Genomic DNA, 20,497 nt, shown 5'->3' on the forward strand with positions numbered 1-20,497 from the left:
GAATGCTTACACAGATTTATGGGAAAATGAAAAGCTTTTGGCGTAATGAGGATGGGCTTGGAATGCTCGAAATGATCTTGATCATCGCGGTGATCGTAATTATAGCCGTCATTTTCAGGACACAGCTTAAAGAAATCGTCACCAGCCTGCTCGGCAAGGCGAAATCCAAAACGGAAAATTTTATGGATGGTCAATGATCCGGGTACTGCGTGACCGGGAGGGGAGCTTCACGCTTGAAGCTTCGCTTGTTCTCCCAATTATTTTTTCCACCGTTATGATCCTGTTGTTTTTCTGCTTGTATTTATATCAAAGGGTGTTGTTAGGCCAAACGGCAGTTGTGGCGGCGGAACGGAGTGCGTTCGTATGGGATAACAGTCGTAGGGATCCCTATACGGGGGCTTTCGAGGCGAACCATTATGATCCATTGTATTGGCGGCTGAGTGATGATGGGATGCTGCAATCGATATTCGGTTCCTCCCGGCAAACGCCACAAGTTGCGCTCCGGCTTCCTTCCACCGGCGTATCCGAGGATTCCCTGCCGTTGTATAAGCTCAATCGGACCGGTAAAGCCATCCCCGAAGTAATGAACGGAAAGATGGAATACGATAACAAGGTGCTGCTTCGCAAGGTGAAGGTGTCTTTAAACCGCCTGGTGCCTCTTGTTCCTTTGGAGCGAGTCATCGGTGACCTGGCGCAAGAAGGGCAGGCGGAATCTTATGTCGTGGATCCTGTGGAATGGATAAGGACAGTGGAATTGGCCCGTTATTATGGAGCCAAATTTAAGGGCAGCGATGGAGCGGAACCGGTCGACAAGCAAGAAGCGGGAAAAGCGTTAAAATTGTTCGGCAAGTAAAGCGGTCGGGCATGGGTCTTTGTCCGCCCGGAAGGGGGAAGAGGAATGTTTCACCCGCATCGGTCCGAACGGGGAGCGGTTTCGGTCTATTTGATTATGATTTTTGCTGTGGTTTTCGCTTTTGTTTCTATATTCATAGATTTTGCGCGGATGTCCGCGTTGCAGGCAAAAACCGAGATGCTGGCGCACGCCGCATCCCGCTCGGTCATGTCCGCATATGACCCTCAGCTTGTCGAACAGTACGGTTTGTTTGCTTTCGGGGAAACGGACGAAGGATATATCATGTCGAAGGTGCTGCAGGATCAGTTAGAGCTTGTACAACGAAGCGATGATCTGCCGGTATTAGGGGTGCGGCTCGATTCATCCACCGCAGAGCTTCAACGTCCGCTCGGGACTTATGCCGTTTTTGAACAGCAGATCAGAGAACAGATGAAGTATAAGGCGCCCATCGATTTTACGATCGAGGTGATCAACAAGTTTAAACCAATGGCCCAGGTTATGAAGGAAGCGTCCAATACGGTCGATCTGCTGGGCAAATTGCAAAAGCTCTATGACCGTCGTGAAGCGAAGCTGGATGAGCTGCTTGAGAAGCAGAGCAAGGCGGCGCAGGCTGCCGCGGAAATGGCATCGCTTATTCCACGCTCCGGCGGTTCTGGGGTCGGGACTTCCATTGACGACGGCATTTCGACCGCAGCGGATGTAGCGGCGCAGTACGCCGATTATGCATGGAAAGTGGAGGAGGACCGGAACCGGGAGCCGTTGGAACGGATTTATACCTGGGAGATCAGCCGTTATCAAAATGGAGCCTCACGATTGTTCGGCAAGCTTGGGGATAGAAATAGGGACGCTGACAAGCAGCATAAGGAATTGCTCCCACAAGCAAGGGAACTGCTTATGGAGGCTAAAGATATCAATGAGCAGATGAGAATCGTCATTGAAGAGGCCGAACAGCGTCCGGCTCAGGATGGTTATAACGAAGTATCCGCCATGGCCAGTACCGGAGGCGGGGAGCCGGCAACGGGCGGTGATGAAATTGCCAAGATCCGTCAGCGAAGCCGAGATTTGCTATTGCCGGAGCAGTTATTCTCCGACTTTGAAGCGGATATTGCCGAGCAGGAGACAGGTTTTGAGAATCTCTTCGGTTCGGCAAATTCCTTTTTATCCTTGGAGGGTTCTGTCTTTGCTGCTTCAACCTCCACGGGGACTCTTGAATCAGCGGTGAGCGGCATGGGTGGGAAAGTAGACAAATATATGCGTGATTATGTGGATTCGGGCGCCGGGAATATCTTGTTTCAAAACCAAAAAAGGCTCGAAGCCCATCGAGGATCCGACGAAGAGAGAAAGCGTACCGAGCGTGAAGCAAGCGGCAAGCTAAAGGAAGCGAAAAACCTCGTCGGCCGAATTTCGGATTTGAAAGGCGAATTGAAGGAGCAGCAAGAGCAATTTGACCGATTGGAATCTTTTTACAAGTCTAACCGTGAATTGAATCAGCAGTCCATGAACGGTGAAGATGCCGGTTCAACAGTCAAAGAAAGCCCTTATGATGCCGGAGGCGAGGCGATGGCCGGAATGGACTCGCTGTATGGGGGACTCTCAGGTCTTATGAAAGGAATGTCCGACAGCTGTTTTCAGACCGAGTACATCGTTAGCTATTTTGAGTATCTGGATATCAGTACGCTGGACGAGCTTATGGAAGGTAGCGAAAGCGGCCGGGATAAGATCGATATTTTGGCGGATGCTTTTGCTGCGGACAAACAGGAAGTGGAATATATACTTTACGGCTTTCATAACCCGGCTGGTAATATTGCGGCCGCTTACGGGGAGATATTTACGATGCGGTTGGCGATACGAACGATGGAGGGGTTCATTAAGAACGGAGCCAAGGGGAATCCGCTGTTGGTTCTGGCGGCAGCTCTGTTGTACGGAGTTGAGCATGCAGTAAAGGATATGATTGAGCTTACGAAAAAGGGCTCCATACCGTTAAGCGATTATTTGAAAGTTAAGCTTACATACCGGGATCACTTACGAATATTTTTGCTGCTTCACGGACGAAATGAAAGGAGACTTTCGAGGATGCTTGCGGTTATCCGTATGAACACCGGGATCGCACCGGAGGAGCGGGCGACATATTTGAAAAGTACGGTGACGACAGCCATCCCTTTATGGTTTCTGCCCGGTGTTGCCAAAACGATGGGAGAGACCGGAGCCCTAACTGGCAGGGTGGAAGGAAGCAGATATTATGCAATCAAACAAGCGGACTTCTCCTACTAAAGGAGATCGTATGGACGGAAACCGGCGGCTTCAGGGAAGTATCGTCCTTGAGGCTTCCCTCGTAATGCCGGTTTTCGTCATCGTAATATTCCTGTTTATTTACATGGTCCAGATGACTTTGTTATCCACACAAATGCACGCCGTGGCTGCAAATGCGGTCAAACAGGTTTCTGCCCATATGTATCCCGTGGCGCTTGCCGTTTCTAAGCAGTCCGTCGATTCGGCGGAAGCGGAGGGGGGAGAGCAATTGTCTGTTGGAGGGAAGCCATCGTCGTCCGCAAGGAGCATGCCGGGTCTCTCTTTGCCGGAATGGGCAGATCAGTATGCTTCATCGCTTCCCGCGCCGTTCTCCAATTGGATTTCTTCAGCGGCCGACAAAGGCGTCGAACCGCTGCAGGACATAAAAAACAGTGTCACCGAAAGCGTGCTGGACCCGGTTGTAAAGCCTCTTATCAGGCCCTTCTTAAAAGGCACGTGGTTGAATGAACATCGTCTGCATGTCAGCCGCGTCACCGTACCGGATATGAAGACGGGTAAAAATCCTTATTTCGGCCTTGAGATCAGTTATGAGCTGCCGATTAAAGTTCCGTTTACCGGGCGGCCCATCGTGCTTCAGGCAAGAGCCGAAGAGCGGTTGTGGATAGGCGATACGGGAGAACTGGAGCATGGAAACGGGAACGGAGAAGAGAATGGAGAAGCAGGACAGCCTGCGGTGATTCTGTCCAAACCCGAGCCTGCCTACGCGGGTCATCGGGCCAGGATTACGGCTCGGATCGCACCGGGTTCGACGGCCAAATTGACGGTGTACTACAAAAGCGGGGCAAGCCAGGCCAAGTACCTGGGTGAAGCCTCCGCAAACGGAGACGGGCTCGTGGAATGGGAGTGGCTGGTCGGAGGAAATACGACGCCAGGCACATGGAGTTTTGTTATTGAAACGGAGGAAGGTCTGGAGACAGCCGGACAATTCGCGGTCGAAAGTCCAAGGTCTTCGAAATAGAACCGCTTGTGGCTCGTAATCTCCAGACAAAATTTATAGAAACGGAGGGTGATTTTTTCTTGATAAATTGGGACTACTTAGGGTGCTTCATCATATTGGGAGCGGCGTTCATTACGGATATTAAAACGATGAAAATTCCTAATATGATTACCGTATCCGGAATTGTCACGGGGTTGGCGTGGCATCTCCTGACCGAAGGATGGGCTGGGGGACTGTTTGCTCTGAAAGGAGCCGCTGCGGGTTTTGGTCTGATGCTGGTACTTTATTGGTTCGGTGCGGTAGGCGGAGGCGATGTGAAGCTGTTCGGCGGCATCGGGGCCTGGATGGGTACCTATCTGACACTGAGCATTCTGATGTATTCCATTTTTGCTGCGGGCCTAATCGGTGTAGGTGTATTAATCTGGCGGCGGGAAGTATTTTCCCGGCTGCGCGGTGTGCTCCGGCAAGTGATGGGAGCCTTTATATTGCGAAGCTGGAATCCCGTCCGGGCAGGGACGAACAATCAACTGCAGATTCCGTTCATGCTTGCGGTTTTGCCTGGAGCAATTCTGGCTGTCTTTTATTTATCCTAGAAAGGGAGAGGGGGTAGCCTGATATGCGGGAACTGGTCACCGATTTTGTAAGGAACGGCGGTACATATATGGTAGTAACCGCGTTAGAAGGTATGCACTCCAGTCAAATAAGCCGTGTGCAGCAGGCGATGCTTTCCTCGGTGAACATACCGAATCTGCTGAGAGTCGATGTAAGGGAGATAGATTTTGAGGTAAGCATACACTATGAAATTACGGGCAAGCGAATGCTGTCCCAATGTCTGAAGCAAGAGAAAATCGGGATGCCTGAGCTTTACAGTCTTTTGCTCCAGGCGTTGACCGTGCTGGATGACAGCAAGCAGTACATGCTTTCACAGGATAATTTTTTAATGGATGAGAATCATATTTTCGTAGAGGAATCGTTGGCTGCGGGAACGTTGCATTTTGCTTATTTACCGGTAACCGACCGATCTACGGAGGAGCCTTTGGCAAAGAAACTCATTGCCTTGATTACGAAGATGATGACTTCTGTGACTGTGATTGAAGGGAACGGGATTCAGCAGCTTCTCCGCTTTTGTTCGGATGAACTGTTTTCCGTTGCGGAGATGAAGAAACTGTTGCTCCGTCTTCTGCTGGACGACAAACCCGCCAAATCCGAATCCAATATGGTAGCGGGGAAGCGCTTGGTTCAGCAGCCTTTGCCGGCTTCGGTTACTATCCGAGAATATATGCCGCCACATTCGCCTTCTTCGGCTGGTGTTAATATCAATCCACCCTCGTTTCTCGCTCGCGGGAAGGAACAATTTAAATTACCCACAGAGCTTGATGATAACGAACAACAAGTAGGTGAGACGGGAGAGAATGAAGAGACAGGCTCAACTTCCAAAACAACTTACATCATGCTCGGTGCGTTACTGGTGATTGCAATGATTTGGAAACTGCTTTATTTTGATCATCCAGGGAGTTTTTCATTGATGATTTGCCTTGCATTGACCTTGCTTATTGCTGTGTTTGCCATGCTTATATGGAAAGGAAAATGGAGCATTCCCGGGCGCTTCAAGCTCAGCGGCAAGCAACATGATTCCGAAGAGTTAGAGTTATCGGACAAAAGGGAGGATCTGCTTCTGGAGAAGGGCTGGCGATGGAACGAGCCTAACGAGCCTTTGAACAATTTGACGGGGATTCCTCCGGTTCAGGAGGATCGCTATGCTCCTCCGGTTGTCGAGCCCGCTGTCAACTTTGTTCCTGTGCCGCAACCGAAGACGGTATTATTGAGCAGGCGGAGTGCTCATGGTTCCGAACCGGACATGTCTTCGTCCTCCGAGCCGAGCTTTAGTCTCGATCGGATGGGTCCCGGGGAAGATCGAGGAGAGTCGATACCGCTTAGTCCGGGCAGTTTTGTCATAGGACGCTCTGAGGAAATGGTTCAATATGTGGATCTGACGCCAGGTGTCTCGCGGGCGCATGCGGAATTGATGATTCGTGCTGATGAATGCAGCCTGAAAGACCTCGGCTCCAGAAACGGAACCCGTTTGGGGGGAGAAGTCATCGCTCCCTACAAGGAATATTCGCTGAATCCGGGGGACTCCTTCATGATTGCCGAGTGTACCTATACCTTGCGAAAGTCCGGCAGACCGTCTCTCTAATTTGCCTGTAATCGTAGATTATCCTGACGAAAGAGAGTATAATAAGCGAGAATCATTCTCAATTAAAGGATAGGATTGGATTGATTAATTCGTGTATAATACTCAAGCTTACATAATCTATCATCGTTAAACGTCAAAGGATGGTTGTGACTCATGACAGCTTCGACTCAAGCTCCCAAATCCCGTTATCGTACCCGGCCGATAGCGGCTACGTTAATTTTGTTCGGCGGCGTCATTTTGCTGCTGTTCGCAATCGGGCTCTCCATCTCCGTTGGAGCGGCCAACATCAAGTTAGGAACGGTATGGAACTCATTGTTTCATTTTAACGGCAATTTGACGGAGCATCAGATTATTCTGGATATGCGGCTTCCGCGTGCGCTGGCTGCTGCATTAATCGGAGCGGCTTTAGCCGTCGCCGGTGCAATCATGCAGGGGATGACCCGCAACCCGATGGCCGATTCCGGATTGCTGGGACTGAATTCCGGGGCAGGCCTCGCACTTGCTGTTTGCTTTGCGTTTTTTCCGAGCACTTCATTTCTGATGATGATGTTTTATTCGTTTGCGGGCGCGGCGGTCGGTGCCGGTCTGGTGTTTGGAATAGGCTTTATGTCCAAGGGAGGCATGACCCCCGTCCGGCTGACTCTCGCCGGTGCGGCGGTAAGTATGCTTTTGGTCGCTCTGAGTGAAGGAATCGCTATTTATTTCAAGGTAGGTCAGGATCTCGCGTTTTGGTATGCGGGGGCGGTAACGGGAACGACCTGGACACAAATCGAAATCGTTGCTCCTTGGGTGGCTGTAGGGCTGGTCGGAGCATTTGCGCTGTCCAAGTCGATTACCCTGCTTAGCCTGGGCGATGAGGTGGCTACCGGCCTCGGTCAAAGAACCGGCTTGATCAAAGCGGTCAGTATGATTTTTGTCCTGATCCTTGCCGGGAGCGCGGTGTCGCTGGTTGGCGCCATCGGATTTGTGGGCCTCATGATCCCCCATATTGCAAGATTTCTCGTCGGAGTGGATTATCGCTGGGTAATCCCGTCGTCGGCAGTATTGGGCAGCTTACTTATGGTGTTCGCGGATATATTGGCGCGGATGGTCAATCCGCCTCATGAAGTGCCGATCGGCGCGCTGATTGCGGTGATCGGGGTACCGTTCTTCCTCTACCTGGCGTTGAAGCAGAAAGGGGGATTGGAATGAGCGCACCTGATTACTCGGCCCATCTGCGCAAAAAGGCGATCCGGGCCTACACCGTTATCGCTCTGTTTGCTGTTTTGATCCTCGTTGTCTTTATGATCAGTATGAATACGGGGGTCATCCGATTATCTCCCGGCGATGTGTTCAGAACCTTCTTCGGAATGGGAACGGCCAAGCAGGAACTTATTTTATATGATTTCAGACTGCCCCGGATCGTGATTTCCGTCCTGATCGGAATGGGGATGGCGGTTTCCGGTTGTATTTTTCAAGGAATTTCACGCAATCCGTTGGCCGACCCAGGAATACTGGGTATCAATGCCGGTGCGGGTCTTGCCGTTACGTTGTTTATTTCGTTCTACCCAACGGCGGCCGCGGCACCTGTCTTTATGATGCCGTTTCTGGCCCTGTTAGGCTCAACAGCAGCAGCGGCTTTGATCTATGTGCTTTCTTACAAGAAGCATTATGGGCTCCAGCCGATCCGTATGGTGCTGGTCGGTATTGCGCTTGCGGCTGGAATTAATGCAGCCATGATCATATTACAGCTGCGCCTGCGTCCGGAAGACTATCAAATGCTGCAAGTATGGCTGGTGGGAAGCATTTGGGGGACGTCTTGGAAATATGTATTAGCTTTGCTGCCATGGATAGTTATTTTAATGCCTTATGTGTTTATCCGCGCCAGAGCATTAAATGTGCTGAGTCTCGGTGATCAGACGGCGACGGGGCTGGGAACTTCGATCGAACGTTCCAGGCTGGGCCTGCTGGCCGCCGCAGTCGGTCTGACCGGTGCGTCGGTCGCGGTCGGCGGCGGAATCGCTTTTGTCGGCCTGATCGCTCCGCATTTGGCCAGACGTCTGGTGGGACCGAAGCATGAACATCTGCTTCCGGCTTCCGCTCTTGCCGGCGGTCTCCTGGTGATCGTCGGCGATACGCTGGGGAGATGGATTCTGCAGCCTGAAGAGATTCCTACGGGTATCGTGGTTGCCATCATCGGGGCCCCGTATTTCCTGTATTTGCTCACAAAGTCGAAAATCTGACTGTGTACTTGTTCAGAATTGTTTGCTTGATTTCAATGCCGTCAAAGCTTCCTCCAATCCGGGATAAGTAAACGTGAAGCTGGCCTGGATTGCGGCTGCTGGAAGCACCTTTTGTCCTTTCAGCAGCAACATCGACATTTCTCCGAGGAGGAGCTTTAGAAGCGGACCCGGCAAAGGGAACCAGTTCGGGCGGTGATAGACGCGGCCGATGGAGGAGCCGAATTGTTGATTGGTAACAGGGTAGGGACTGACCGCATTTACCGGACCGGATATCGAGGGATGCTTGACGCAAAAGTCGATTAACCGGATCTGGTCATGCAGATGAATCCAGGGTACCCATTGCCTTCCGGTGCCGATCTTTCCGCCGACTCCCAGCAAGAACGGGAGCCGCATCAGCGGGAAGGCGCCTCCGCTGTTTCCGAGGACGACTCCGGTCCGAAGCTTCACGAGCCGACGGCCGGCAAACCCTTCCTCTGCGGCGGCTTCCCACTGCTCGGTCACTTCAGAGAGGAAGTCGCTGCGCCCCTGTTCGCGCTGATCGTTTTCAGTGAATTCGCGACTGTAGGACGTCCCGTATATGCCTACGGCGGATGCTTGCACGATGACCTCAGGACCAGGCGTGTACAGCTTGCTGAGCCGTGCAACTTCGCGGGTTGTCGTTAAACGGGATTCCAGAATGCTTCGTTTAGCCTTGGCGGTCCACCGCTGGCTCAGCGTGGCTCCCGCGAGATTAACAAACACATGCGAGCCCTCCAGCGGGGAGGGGTCCTTCTTTAGTTCATCCCATGTCCAAAAGGTTGGTCCAGAGGTACGTCCCATGGCTTCCGGTGCATCTGTGGTTTTTGTTCTGGAGACGACCAATACTTCATGGCCTTCCTTCAACCAATAACTGCTCAACGCCCGTCCGATAAACCCGGTTCCCCCGAAAATAACGCATTTCATGTCGCAATCCTCCCTATTATGTAATCATGTTTACATAAAAACATCGTTCTTGTTTGTCTTTTACCTCTATTACACCGAACGGTTCATCCTGCTATAAAGCAAAAAACATCCGGTGCCTAGGTTCGTCAGGCCGGATGCATTTTTGTGCCGCACTTATTTGTTCATCAAATGCCGGTAAGGCTGGTAATCGATCTGGTTCTTCTCCAGAAAGGTAATCAGAAACTTGTTGTCTCTTTTCGGGGTTGCAGAAATATATCCTTTGATGCAATGATCCCGAGTCACCTCGGAAGCCTTCTCCTCAAGCGCGATTCTGCCGATTTCGGCGGCAATCGAGTGCTTGGCGATATCGCGGAACGGCCCTGGTACAGGCTGTACCAGCATGGTCAAGAAAGCTTTGGCCTCGTCCGTCCATAAATGGCGGCTTGTTTCGACCCAGTGATTTTGCCAGTCCAGTTTAGACTTGCCATCCGCTTTGGGAAGCACCTTCAAAAATTTGCGGAACATAAAAAATCCGCCGATGACCATTAACCCTAGCAGCACGAACCCCCAGAAGACAATACTGTTTAAAAATAAGTTGCTCGGTCCCTCCGAAGACAGCGGGAGCAGCAAAGCGTTGTTCAGCATGGACTTCACACCTCGATATTCTTCATGTGATATTTGTAATTGATAAAAATTATACCGTATTTCCACGATTATTTCGACACTTCTATAGATTCGGAGGAACATTTATTAGGACCCTTCCAAATGTTTCGGCATTGTCCGCCTACGCTAGCTTTATTTCGATTTTCAAGATAAAATAGGGTTGTTTAGCGATTTACTGTCCAAAAGGGGGAAAAGAAAATGCTTAAAATAGGCTCCCATGTCTCATTCTCGGACAAAGGGCTGTTAAGCGCAACTGCGGAGGCCGCTTCTTACGGCTCCAGCTCGTTTATGATATATACCGGTGCACCGCAAAATACGCGGCGCAAACCGATCGAATCGATGAATATCGAAGCTGGGAAAGCGGCGATGGAGGCAGCCGGAATCGACGAAATCGTCGTCCATGCCCCTTACATTATTAATCTCGGGTCCTATAAATCGAATACGTATCAGCTTGCGGTCGATTTCTTGCAGGAGGAGATCCGCCGGACCCATGCCCTTGGCGTGCGCAACATCGTGCTGCACCCAGGAGCTTTTACCGATAAAGACGCCGAATACGGCGTGGAACGGATTGCCGAAGGCTTAAATGAAGTGCTGAACGGCACGAATGAAACGGACGTCAACATTGCGCTCGAGACGATGGCAGGCAAAGGTACCGAGGTCGGACGCAGCTTCGAAGAGATCGCGGCGATCATTGATAAGGTGCAGCACAACGAACGGCTGACCATTTGCATGGACACCTGCCATATTCATGACGCTGGCTATGACATCGTGAATGATCTCGACGGCGTGCTTCGCAAGTTTGATGATCTTATCGGACTTAACCGGCTTGCGGTCGTTCATATCAACGACAGCAAGAATCCGATCGGCGCGCACAAAGACCGCCATACTCCAATCGGTACCGGATGGATCGGTTTTGAAGCGATTAACCGGGTCGTTCACCATGAGGCGCTGCAAGGGCGGCCTTTCATTCTCGAGACACCTTGGGTAGGCAAAGACGCTAAAACCCAGCGTCCGATGTACGAAATGGAAATCGCATTGCTTCGGGGCGAGGTTGCCGCTCGATTTGGCGAGAATGTGCTCACCGAAATAGAGCAGCTCGGGTCCTTTTTTGCCGGACAAGACATCCATCCGCGGGCTTTTGTGCTTGATACATGGAACTTGCTCAAGAGCGACGCCAAGGCGAAAAAGGCGGATCCGCGCGAGCCGATGGAACGACTGTACGATCTCATAGCCGCAGCGAATTTGTTCCCGGATTATAACGAGGAGCAGATTAATCAGCGCCTGCTGGCCTGGCTGTCTACAGGGCATTGATCGTATTCGTTGCCAACAGATACACATAAGACACAGGGGGATTTAGAAAACGATGGATACACACGTAAAAACGGGCGGACGCCCTGTTAAACCATATGAGAACAATCGGGCGCGGATGCTGATATCCTGTCCCGACGGCCCCGGCATCGTAGCCGCGGTGTCGCAATTTCTCCATGAACACGGCGCGAACATCGTTCAGTCGGACCAGTATACGATGGATCCGGAGGGCGGCATGTTTTTCATGCGGATCGAATTCGACCTGGAGCAATTGGAAGACCGGGTGGACGGGCTGAAAGAAGATTTCGGGTCTATCGCGGACAAGTTCGAGATGCAGTGGAATCTGTATCAGCTTAGCCATAAGAAAAAACTGGCCATCTTCGTTTCCAAGGAAGACCATTGCCTGGTCGAGCTGTTGTGGCAGTGGCAGGCCGGAGATCTGGATGCAGAGATTTCTATGGTCGTCAGTAACCATCCCGACATGAAGGAATACGTGGAATCCTTCGGAATTCCGTACCATCATATCCCGGTTACGCCGGATACGAAACCTGAAGCCGAGCAGAAGCAGCTTGACCTCGTCAACGGAAAGGTCGATTTGATCGTGCTGGCAAGATATATGCAGATCGTATCTCCAGCCCTGATTCAGCCGTACCGGAACCGGATCATCAACATCCATCATTCCTTCCTTCCGGCATTTGTCGGTGGCAAACCGTACGCCCAGGCCTATGAACGCGGTGTGAAAATCATCGGCGCTACCGCCCACTACGTAACGGAGGAACTGGATGGGGGACCGATCATCGAGCAGGACGTTCAGCGGGTTAGCCACCGCGATAATGTCAGCGAGTTGAAACGGATCGGCCGGACGATCGAACGTGTCGTGCTGGCTAGAGCCGTGAAGTGGCACATCGAGGACCGGATTCTCGTGCATCAGAACAAAACCGTCGTATTTAATTAAAAAGCTTGATACAGATCAACCAACCGCGCGGCAGACAGGAGTTCACATGCCGCGCGGTTTTTGTTTTCGGGGTAACTTTTTTATCCCGGTTTTCGTTTAGGGTATGAAGGGGATTCAGGCAAATACATATCGGAGAGAGGGGAACGTCCTGTGCTTTTTTCAATAAAACGATGCTCGGCCATTGTCCTGTTCGTGCTTGCAGTCATGACTGGGCTCGGAGCTTTTGTTCCGCAGCCGGCTTTCGCGGCGGGACCGGCGATCGGCATTCAAACCGAGGTCGGCTTTGAGGGCAATGTGAAAATGAATGAATGGAGCCCGTTGACCATTACTCTGAACAGTAACACGGACGTGTCCGGGGAGCTTGTGGTTCAGGTCGAAGATCCTTATAACGGGACGAGCGTATCCCATATAAAAAAGGTCGATTTGCCGGCAGGAACGACCAAGGCTGTCACGTTCGGCATCATGGGCAGCAGCTTTGACAATAAGAACAATGAAATTCGTTTTTACGAAGGCTCGGCCGAGTCGGGCAAATATATTCCTTTTTCCACCGGCAAGCCTTATTTGCTTAGCTCCATCAATCGAAATACGCTGATCGGCACATTGGCAGGCGATCCCGACAGCATGAATTTTTTGGCAGCTTTGAACGGTACCGGGAATAATGCAGGCATCATCCCTTTGAAAGGCGAGCAAATCCCCGTAGATGGGGTATTGCTTTCGAGCTTGGATGTGCTCGTGTTGAATAATTACCCGACAGACACCCTGAACGACAAGCAAATTGAAGCCGTTCGCTCATGGGTGAACCTGGGAGGAACGCTGGTGCTTGGCGGGGGCCAAGGCTACGCCAAAACGGCTCAAGGGTTCGAAGACTTGTCTCCCGTAGAATTCAAAGGAAGCGCGGATGTCCGCTCCTTCCCCGAGTTGGTGCAAATCGGAGGCAAGCCGCTGTCTTTAAGTGAACCCTTTCCCGTATCTTCCGCGGTCGTGAAAGAGGGGGCCCGGGCGGATATCTCGTCCGAATCGCTGCCTTTGTTTGCTTCCTGGGCTTCAGGTAAGGGCAGGGTTATATACGCCGCCTATGATATGGCGATGGAGCCCCTGCATAGCTGGGGCGGGCATGCAGCAGTATGGAATACGGTACTAAAAGAAGAATTGTCAGCGAATTCCGGCACAATGGGAGGCTGGGTCTCCGGGACGAACATGATGTCAGGCGTAAGCTACTTGCTGGATCTGTTCCCGTCGTTGACGCTGCCTCCATTCTCCCTGCTGCTTTGGCTATTGCTGGGATATGCCGTTATCGTAGCTCCTGTGTTGTATTACGTGCTTAAGAGATTCGATAAGCGGGAATGGTCCTGGGGGCTTATTCCGCTGATTGCGGTCATTGCCAGCGTCGGTATTTACGTTGCCGGCACCTCCGGTAAATCAAGCGTACGCACGCATACGCTCAGCATTGTGGAGCTCGACGGCAAGGGACAGGCTACGCGGTCTGCAGCCACCGCCTTGTTCGTACCGCGCGGCGGCACTTACAATTTGACCTTCGCGGCCGGTACTTACGTTTCCGTTACACGAGAGGACGGGCTATTGGGAGGCGGGCAATCGGGAGGAGCCAACCGGCAGTTGATTCGGGTAAATCCGGAGGCGACGGATGTGAAATTGAGAGATATGACGCACCGTTCGATTGCCAAGCTATGGATGAGTAAATCGGAACCGCTCCAATCCGGAGCGATGAAGATTGAGGTTTCCTATGATGACAAGGGCAATCTGCAGGGTACGGTTACGAACGGAACCAACGGTGATTTGAGCGATGGAGCCTTGCTGGCCGGAGGGAAAGTGTATGCATTGGGAGAGATTTCTAAAGGGAAATCGGTTCCGGTTCCCCCTTCCATTGCATCCGTAGTATATCAAGATTACGGTTCAGCTTTGTTTCCCCATACCTCGACCTCGGGCAGAAACGACGATTATTTGCTCGAGCGACAACGTGGAATGATCAATCAATATGTAGGTACCGGGTTAGTCTCCGGCAATCCCGTATTTCTCGCCTGGAACAAGGAAGAACTGGGTGATTATAAAGTCAACGGCAAAGTAGCGGCCTCTGAGCAGCTAAATATGATTGTGCAGTCTTTTACGCCAAGCTTCACCCATAACGGCGAAATGGCGATTCCATTTGGTTTAATCGGAGCAAAGATTACCGAAACGACATCCAAAGAATGGAGTAATGACGGAGCGGGCCGGATCAATTTGTCGCCGGGGGACATGACGCTGGAGTATGAGCTGCCGCAAAACGAAAACATTTACTATACTAATTTGGAACTGCGCTGGACTTATCAAGGGCAGCAAACCGAAGTCAAGATTTGGAACCAAGAAAGCGGAACTTGGGAGGATTTGGGTCCTGGCGACAAGTTTCAAGCCAAATTTACGACAAATGCAAATTCGTATTTAATGAACGGGTATCTAAAGATAAAACTCACGGCTGGAGCGTGGGATTCCTTCGACCTCCCGGAAATCGCCCTGAAAGGAGAGGCCGGAAAATGATTGAAATTCAAAATTTAACGAAAACCTATGGCGGGTTTGATGCCCTGAAGAATGTCAATCTGTCGATTTCCAAAGGAACCGTATTTGGCTTCGTGGGCCCGAATGGAGCCGGAAAGACAACTACGATGTCCATTTTGGCCACCTTGCTTGCGCCTACTTCGGGAAGCGCGAGGGTCGGTGGATTCGAGGTGACCGAACAGCCGCATGAGGTACGCAAAAGAATTGGCTACATGCCGGACTTTTTTGGCGTATATGATCAGTTCAAGACGACGGAATATCTGCATTTCTATGGCGCAAGCTACGGGATTCCGCGTGCGGAGCGGGATCAATTAATCCCGCAATTGCTGGAGCTCGTCAATTTAAGCGACAAAAAGGATGCTTATGTGGATAGCTTGTCGCGCGGCATGAAGCAGCGCCTGTGTCTGGCCCGCTGTCTTGTACATGATCCCGAAGTGCTCATTCTGGATGAGCCGGCTTCGGGTCTTGATCCACGTGCCCGGATCGAAATGCGGGAAATTTTGAAGGAACTGAAGCTGATGGGCAAAACGATCATTATTTCTTCGCATATTTTACCGGAGCTTGCGGAAATGGTGGATGAGATCGGCGTGATCGAGCACGGGGTCATGGTCGCCCAAGGCAAAGTGAGTGAAATACAAAACCGGCTTAGAGTAAAAAGAGTGCTTCATATCCGTGTGCTCGATCGGGCGGATGAACTGGCGGAACGGCTTCGGGACGAGGCGCATGTCAGCCAGGTGTTTCATGACGAGACCGGCGTCCACGTACACTTCGGCGGCGGCGATGCCGAGCAGTCCCGGTTACTTGGCGGCATGATTTCAGCCGGGTATCAGGTGATATCTTTTCATGAGGCGCAAAGCAATCTGGAGGACGTATTCCTTGAGATTACGAAAGGGGGAGCCGATCATGAACAAATGGCGTAGAGTGCTCATTAATCCCGTGCTCGGCAAGGAATTTACTTTGCGGATGCGGACCCCCAAGTCAGCTTTTTCAGTATTTGCATACGTGCTTGTGATGGGGCTTCTCGCGATGGGCATTATTTACGTGATGACGTCCGGCGGGGGAATTCAAAACGGCAGAGTCGATTCCGGGGTGAGCCGGATGATGTTTTACGCGTTAAGCATCGCGCAGCTCGTATTAATCGCGTTCATGACTCCTGCTCTGACGGCAGGGGTGATCAGCGGTGAGCGGGAAAAACAAACCCTGAATATGCTACTCACCACACAGCAAAGCTCGGCTACTATTGTTTTGAGCAAGCTCTTTTCATCGCTCAGCTTCATGACGTTGATTATCCTGGCGACTTTGCCGGTATATAGCATCGTATTTTTGTACGGCGGGGTATCGCCGAGCCAGCTGGTATCCGTGTTTCTGTTTTATTTGTTCGTGATGCTGCTGCTAGGGTCGATCGGCGTATTTTTCTCCACACTGTTAAAAAGAACGATCGTATCGGTAATTATGACCTACGGCGTTGGCCTTGTGATCTTCCTGGTGACCGGGTTGGCTTATCTGTTTGCGATGAGCATTGATCGAGCCAGCTATTACAATTCAGGCGCTCCGATGCGGGCTTATTCATGGGTAGGCTACCTGCTCGGACTTAATCCGGCCGGGGCGCTGATCAGCATTTTCGAACCGTCGTTTTCTGAATCGGCGTTTATGGTACAGCGGAGCAACCTCCAATCCTCGGCACCTATCGAATTGTGGCAGGAATTCATCCTTGTTTACAGTCTGGTGATCCTGTTATTTCTGTGGATCGCCATCCGCCGCATTCGGCCGGTTCGAGGGAAGAAGCAGCGTAAGAACATTCCGGACAATCCAGTACAGCCGGTAAATCCGGATGAGCGAACCTAACCCTTTTTGCTATAACTCTATGACAATTCAGTATAATTGGGAGTATCAACATCAGGAGAGGAGGCGGCAAATGTGGAGCAGTTGAACAATCAATTAAACATGGTGCGCCGGCGGCTGCAATGGTTTCGGGAACTGGCCGGAATCAGGCAGGGTTGCCTGGCCGGACTGCTTGCCGCCTCTCTTTTGCTTGCGGCAGGGAGGCTTTGGCCAATAGAAGGCGTTATATTTTATGCCTTGGGAAGCCTGGTCCTGCTGACTGCGGCGGGTTGGCTGTGGGGACGTCTGCGCCTGATCCCGCTCGCTGAAGCTGCTCGCGAAATGGATACCCCGGAAGCGGGGAAGGAAAGACAGGATTTTATGACAACAGCGCTGGCCTTTGCTGGAGACGATTCGCTTCCGGCCCGTTTGCAGCGTAAGCAGGCGGAGGAACATGGAGCGGCCTATGTGCAGGAGCTTAAACGGCGCCTGCCGCGGCCTCGCCGCCGCAAAGGATGGTGGGTTCCTTTGGCAGTTGGTGCGTTGGCGTTCGTCCTGCTATCCGTTCTGCCAAACCCGATGGATCAGGTGCTTGACCAGCACCGGAAGGAAAGGGAATGGATTCACGCCCAGCAAGAGGAGACCGATAAGCGGATCCAGGAACTCGAAACCAAAGAGCTGGAGCCTTTGGCCAAGGATGCTCTTTCCAAGGAGCTGGCGGATTTGCGGCAAGCTTTGGATCGGAGCCGGGAGCCTGCTGAAGCGCTGGATAACATGGAAAAGACGATGCAGCGGCTGAAGGAGATGCAGGATAAACTGGATTTGAAACAGCAGCAGACAAGTGACTGGCTTGCGGATTTAAAGAATCATCATGCAACCGAAGGGCTTGCCTCCGCATTGGAGCAAAAAGATGCCGGTAGCCTGGATCAAAAGATGGATGAGCTCCGGCAGAAGCTGCCGGGCATGACCCCGGAAGAACGGCAGGGCTTGGCGGACGCTCTCGATGAGATCGCGAAATCGGCTCCGGAAGGGAATGAGGATGCCAAGCGGCTGGCGGAAGCGTTGAAGCAGGCGGCTTCCGCAATCGACAGCGGAGACCAGGTGATGAGTGATCAAGCGCTGGAGAAACTGGCCGAAGCATTGAAGAAGCAGCTTCAGGCGTCCGATGCGGATGCCGGGCAGGCTGAAGCTGCCGCCGCCCTCGCTTCAGCTTTGGCGAAGCAGGGCATGGGATTGGCTGAGGAAATGGCAGCCTCGGGCCTTGCCGTGTCCGACACTTGGAGCATGGGAGGCAGCGCCGAGCAGCTTGCCGCCGGAGAAGGGGTTGCCGGCGGGGGAGAAGCCGGAAGTGAGGCGGGTGGCGAACCCGGAGCCGGTCAAGGTGCGGGAGGCGCTGAAGGAGCCGGTTCGAACCCTGGGACAGGGGCCGGCTCGGGAAAAGGCACTGGTAATGGATCTGGAACCGGCAGCGGTAGTGGATCAGGCCAGGGTCAGGGTCAAGGCCAAGGTCAAGGTACGGGCCAAGGCCAAGGACAGGGAGCCGGCGCAGGATTGGGCAGCGGGGGAAGAACTCTCGTAACTACCCCGCGCGATTTGAAAGGGAGCGGAAATGTACAGACCGACGGAGGGCCGAGCACGGGAGGCACCGTGCAAAAAGGCGGGGAATCCCCCGTTTTTGACGGGGTAAGCCGACCTTATGAAGAGGTATACAGCGACTACGCCACAGAGGCGAAGCGTTCCCTGGAGCGAAGAGATCTTCCGCAAAGCATGCAGAGCCTGGTGGAAAATTATTTTACGGAGATAGATCCCGGTCCTTAAGCCGAGACAAGAGGAGGAGAATTGTGATGTTGGAACCGTCAGCCCAGGTGAAATCGTGGAGCGATACGATCGATCATGTACGCGAGCAGATTTCTCGCATCATTGTCGGACAGCAGGAAGTTGTAGAACAGATGCTTTGGTGCATTTTTGCGGGCGGACATGCCTTGCTTGAGGGGATTCCGGGACTCGGCAAAACCGTGCTGGTGAAGACGATTGCCGATACGCTTGACCTGTCTTTTTCGCGGATCCAGTTTACGCCGGACTTAATGCCGAGCGATATTACCGGCACGAATGTCATCAGCTTCGGTCCGCAGGGCACGGCAGATATGGTCTTTCAGGCAGGTCCGGTGTTCAGCAGCATCGTACTGGCCGATGAGATTAACCGGGCATCGCCGAAAACCCAGAGCGCGCTTTTGGAAGCGATGCAGGAGCAGACGGTGACCGTCGGCGGGGAAACCAGGAAGCTGCCCCAGCCTTTTTTTGTATTGGCGACGCAAAATCCTCTGGAGCAGGAGGGAACCTATCCGCTGCCGGAAGCGCAGCTGGACCGGTTCATGGTTAAAATCCACGTCGGCTACCCGTCTCCCGAGGAACTCAAGGAAATCGTCCGGCGAACGACCTCGGGCAATCCGCCTGTCCCTGAAAAGAAGACTACGGCTGCCGAGCTGCTGGAAATCCGCAAGGCCTCCAAAGAAGTACTGCTGGCTGATGAAGTGCTGGATTACGGGGTCCGCTTGCTGATGATGACCCACCCGGAGGAGAAGGAAGCTCCGGCTGCCGTAAAGAACTATGTCCGTTTTGGTTCCGGACCGCGCGGGATTCAGTCCATCGTGTCGGCAGCCAAAGTGCGGGCGATTTCCAAGGGGAGGCTGCACGTTTCTACCGGAGACATCGCGGCGGTAGCCGTTCCGGCACTGCGGCACAGGTTATTCCTTAACTTTGAAGGTCAGGCGACGGGGATTTCTCCCGACCGGATCATTGAAGAAGTGCTCTCCGCTTTGGAGGGGACCCGATGATGAGCCCGCTGCTTCCGCCCGGCCTGCTTCCCAAGCTAGAGAGATTATCGGTGAATTCCAGCCGGAGAGTGCGGGGAACCGTCCAGGGCAAACGGCGGTCAGGGCAATTCGGAGCATCTCTGGAATTCGCCGACTACCGCGAGTACACGCCGGGGGACGACATCCGCCGTTTTGACTGGAGCGTTTACCGCCGGACGGGCAGGCCTTTTGTAAGGCAGTACTGGGATGAGCAGGAAATGTACGTCAGTCTTTACTTGGACATTTCGGCGTCCATGGATTTTGGCGGTCAATCGACATCAGATCAAGGGGGAATCACCGGTCCGGAGAACAAGCTGCAATATGCCAAAATGCTGGCGGCTGCCATCGGTTATATGGCACTGGCTTCCGAAGACCGTGTTCAAGCTGCTTTATTTTCGGCTGGAATTGAAGACAGGCTCCCGGGTATTCGCGGAAAAGCCTCGGCTTCCAGACTATTTTCCTTTTTGCAGGAAGCGGCGGTTTCGGGTACCGGGGATATGTCCCGGGCGTTGCATACTCCGTCTTCCTTACCGGTTAGACCGGGAATGACCTGGATTTTCTCCGATTTGTGGTTTGAGGGCGGAACGGAGGAAATAAAGGCTACACTTTCTTATTTTTTGGCGGCGGGTCAGGAAATCGTGCTGGTTCATGTTGTTTCGCAGGATGAGCTTCAGCCGGAGGTTAGCGGAGACTTGCGCCTTGTGGACAGTGAGCTGGGAACGGGTAAAGAGGTCGCGATTACCGGCAAGGTGCTTGATGCCTACCGGAACGAGCTGCTTAGATATACCGGAGAAATCTCCGGGTATTGCAGTGAACGGGGCATTCGTTATGTACAGACGCCGACCTTTTGGCCGCTGGAGAAGGGGATTTTTGAAGCGCTTCGCGGGGCGGGAGCCATCGTTTTTTAATGA

Annotated in this window: 18 protein-coding genes; 16 read left to right on the forward strand and 2 right to left on the reverse strand. The window is 52.6% G+C overall.

The window, feature by feature from the left end; all coding sequences use genetic code 11:
* Positions 1 to 2 precede the first annotated feature (2 nt).
* The 8 genes from KB559_RS11135 (at position 3) to KB559_RS11170 (ending at position 8,519) form a co-directional block, all read left to right on the forward strand.
* The gene (locus tag KB559_RS11135; RefSeq protein ID WP_211021819.1) at positions 3 to 197 is read left to right on the forward strand and encodes a Flp1 family type IVb pilin; all 195 of its coding nucleotides are present in this window, start codon (positions 3 to 5) and stop codon (positions 195 to 197) included.
* A complete protein-coding gene (locus KB559_RS11140) occupies positions 194 to 853 on the forward strand; it encodes a TadE/TadG family type IV pilus assembly protein (RefSeq protein WP_247681744.1) in 660 nt (219 codons plus the stop codon). Before KB559_RS11135 ends, KB559_RS11140 begins: the two co-directional genes overlap by 4 nt.
* Positions 854 to 898: 45 nt before the next feature.
* Positions 899 to 3,124: a TadE/TadG family type IV pilus assembly protein gene (locus KB559_RS11145; RefSeq protein ID WP_211021822.1), complete on the forward strand. Its 2,226-nt coding sequence runs from the start codon at positions 899 to 901 to the stop codon at positions 3,122 to 3,124.
* Entirely contained in the window at positions 3,093 to 4,121 is a 1,029-nt protein-coding gene (locus tag KB559_RS11150) for a TadE family protein (protein ID WP_247681745.1), read from the forward strand. Before KB559_RS11145 ends, KB559_RS11150 begins: the two co-directional genes overlap by 32 nt.
* 59 nt (positions 4,122 to 4,180) lie before the next feature.
* Entirely contained in the window at positions 4,181 to 4,693 is a 513-nt protein-coding gene (locus KB559_RS11155) for an A24 family peptidase (protein ID WP_247681746.1), read from the forward strand.
* Between the two features lie 23 nt (positions 4,694 to 4,716).
* Positions 4,717 to 6,297 (forward strand): DUF6382 domain-containing protein, encoded by a 1,581-nt coding sequence (locus KB559_RS11160; RefSeq protein ID WP_211021824.1) that lies wholly within the window; start codon positions 4,717 to 4,719, stop codon positions 6,295 to 6,297.
* A gap of 153 nt (positions 6,298 to 6,450) precedes the next feature.
* On the forward strand, positions 6,451 to 7,488 hold the full coding sequence (locus tag KB559_RS11165) for a FecCD family ABC transporter permease (RefSeq protein WP_211021826.1): 1,038 nt from the start codon (positions 6,451 to 6,453) through the stop codon (positions 7,486 to 7,488).
* On the forward strand, positions 7,485 to 8,519 hold the full coding sequence (locus tag KB559_RS11170; RefSeq protein WP_211021828.1) for a FecCD family ABC transporter permease: 1,035 nt from the start codon (positions 7,485 to 7,487) through the stop codon (positions 8,517 to 8,519). Before KB559_RS11165 ends, KB559_RS11170 begins: the two co-directional genes overlap by 4 nt.
* Before the next feature lie 12 nt (positions 8,520 to 8,531).
* On the opposite strand, the gene KB559_RS11175 is transcribed toward KB559_RS11170, so the two are convergent.
* On the reverse strand, positions 8,532 to 9,461 hold the full coding sequence (locus tag KB559_RS11175) for a TIGR01777 family oxidoreductase (protein ID WP_211021829.1): 930 nt from the start codon (positions 9,459 to 9,461) through the stop codon (positions 8,532 to 8,534).
* A 153-nt stretch (positions 9,462 to 9,614) separates the two neighbouring features.
* On the reverse strand, positions 9,615 to 10,085 hold the full coding sequence (locus KB559_RS11180) for a DUF2621 domain-containing protein (protein WP_211021831.1): 471 nt from the start codon (positions 10,083 to 10,085) through the stop codon (positions 9,615 to 9,617).
* Positions 10,086 to 10,301: 216 nt separating this feature from the next.
* Here KB559_RS11180 and KB559_RS11185 point away from each other — a divergent pair, with 216 nt between their 5' ends.
* The 8 genes from KB559_RS11185 (at position 10,302) to KB559_RS11220 (ending at position 20,494) form a co-directional block, all read left to right on the forward strand.
* A complete protein-coding gene (locus KB559_RS11185) occupies positions 10,302 to 11,414 on the forward strand; it encodes a deoxyribonuclease IV (RefSeq protein WP_211021834.1) in 1,113 nt (370 codons plus the stop codon).
* A 52-nt stretch (positions 11,415 to 11,466) separates the two neighbouring features.
* The gene (gene purU, locus KB559_RS11190) at positions 11,467 to 12,366 is read left to right on the forward strand and encodes a formyltetrahydrofolate deformylase (protein WP_211021836.1); all 900 of its coding nucleotides are present in this window, start codon (positions 11,467 to 11,469) and stop codon (positions 12,364 to 12,366) included.
* Between the two features lie 150 nt (positions 12,367 to 12,516).
* A complete protein-coding gene (locus KB559_RS11195; RefSeq protein WP_211021838.1) occupies positions 12,517 to 14,895 on the forward strand; it encodes a DUF7408 domain-containing protein in 2,379 nt (792 codons plus the stop codon).
* On the forward strand, positions 14,892 to 15,833 hold the full coding sequence (locus KB559_RS11200; protein WP_211021840.1) for an ABC transporter ATP-binding protein: 942 nt from the start codon (positions 14,892 to 14,894) through the stop codon (positions 15,831 to 15,833). The genes KB559_RS11195 and KB559_RS11200 overlap by 4 nt, the downstream gene beginning before the upstream one ends.
* Positions 15,817 to 16,758 (forward strand): ABC transporter permease, encoded by a 942-nt coding sequence (locus tag KB559_RS11205; RefSeq protein ID WP_211021842.1) that lies wholly within the window; start codon positions 15,817 to 15,819, stop codon positions 16,756 to 16,758. Before KB559_RS11200 ends, KB559_RS11205 begins: the two co-directional genes overlap by 17 nt.
* A gap of 72 nt (positions 16,759 to 16,830) precedes the next feature.
* Positions 16,831 to 18,552 (forward strand): phage tail tape measure protein, encoded by a 1,722-nt coding sequence (locus KB559_RS11210; RefSeq protein WP_211021844.1) that lies wholly within the window; start codon positions 16,831 to 16,833, stop codon positions 18,550 to 18,552.
* Between the two features lie 26 nt (positions 18,553 to 18,578).
* The gene (locus KB559_RS11215) at positions 18,579 to 19,568 is read left to right on the forward strand and encodes an AAA family ATPase (protein ID WP_211021846.1); all 990 of its coding nucleotides are present in this window, start codon (positions 18,579 to 18,581) and stop codon (positions 19,566 to 19,568) included.
* On the forward strand, positions 19,565 to 20,494 hold the full coding sequence (locus KB559_RS11220) for a DUF58 domain-containing protein (RefSeq protein WP_211021848.1): 930 nt from the start codon (positions 19,565 to 19,567) through the stop codon (positions 20,492 to 20,494). The genes KB559_RS11215 and KB559_RS11220 overlap by 4 nt, the downstream gene beginning before the upstream one ends.
* Positions 20,495 to 20,497 lie beyond the last annotated feature (3 nt).

Origin of the sequence: Paenibacillus sp. Marseille-P2973 (genome assembly GCF_018101095.1) — a bacterium.
Lineage (GTDB): Bacteria > Bacillota > Bacilli > Paenibacillales > Paenibacillaceae > Fontibacillus > Fontibacillus vini.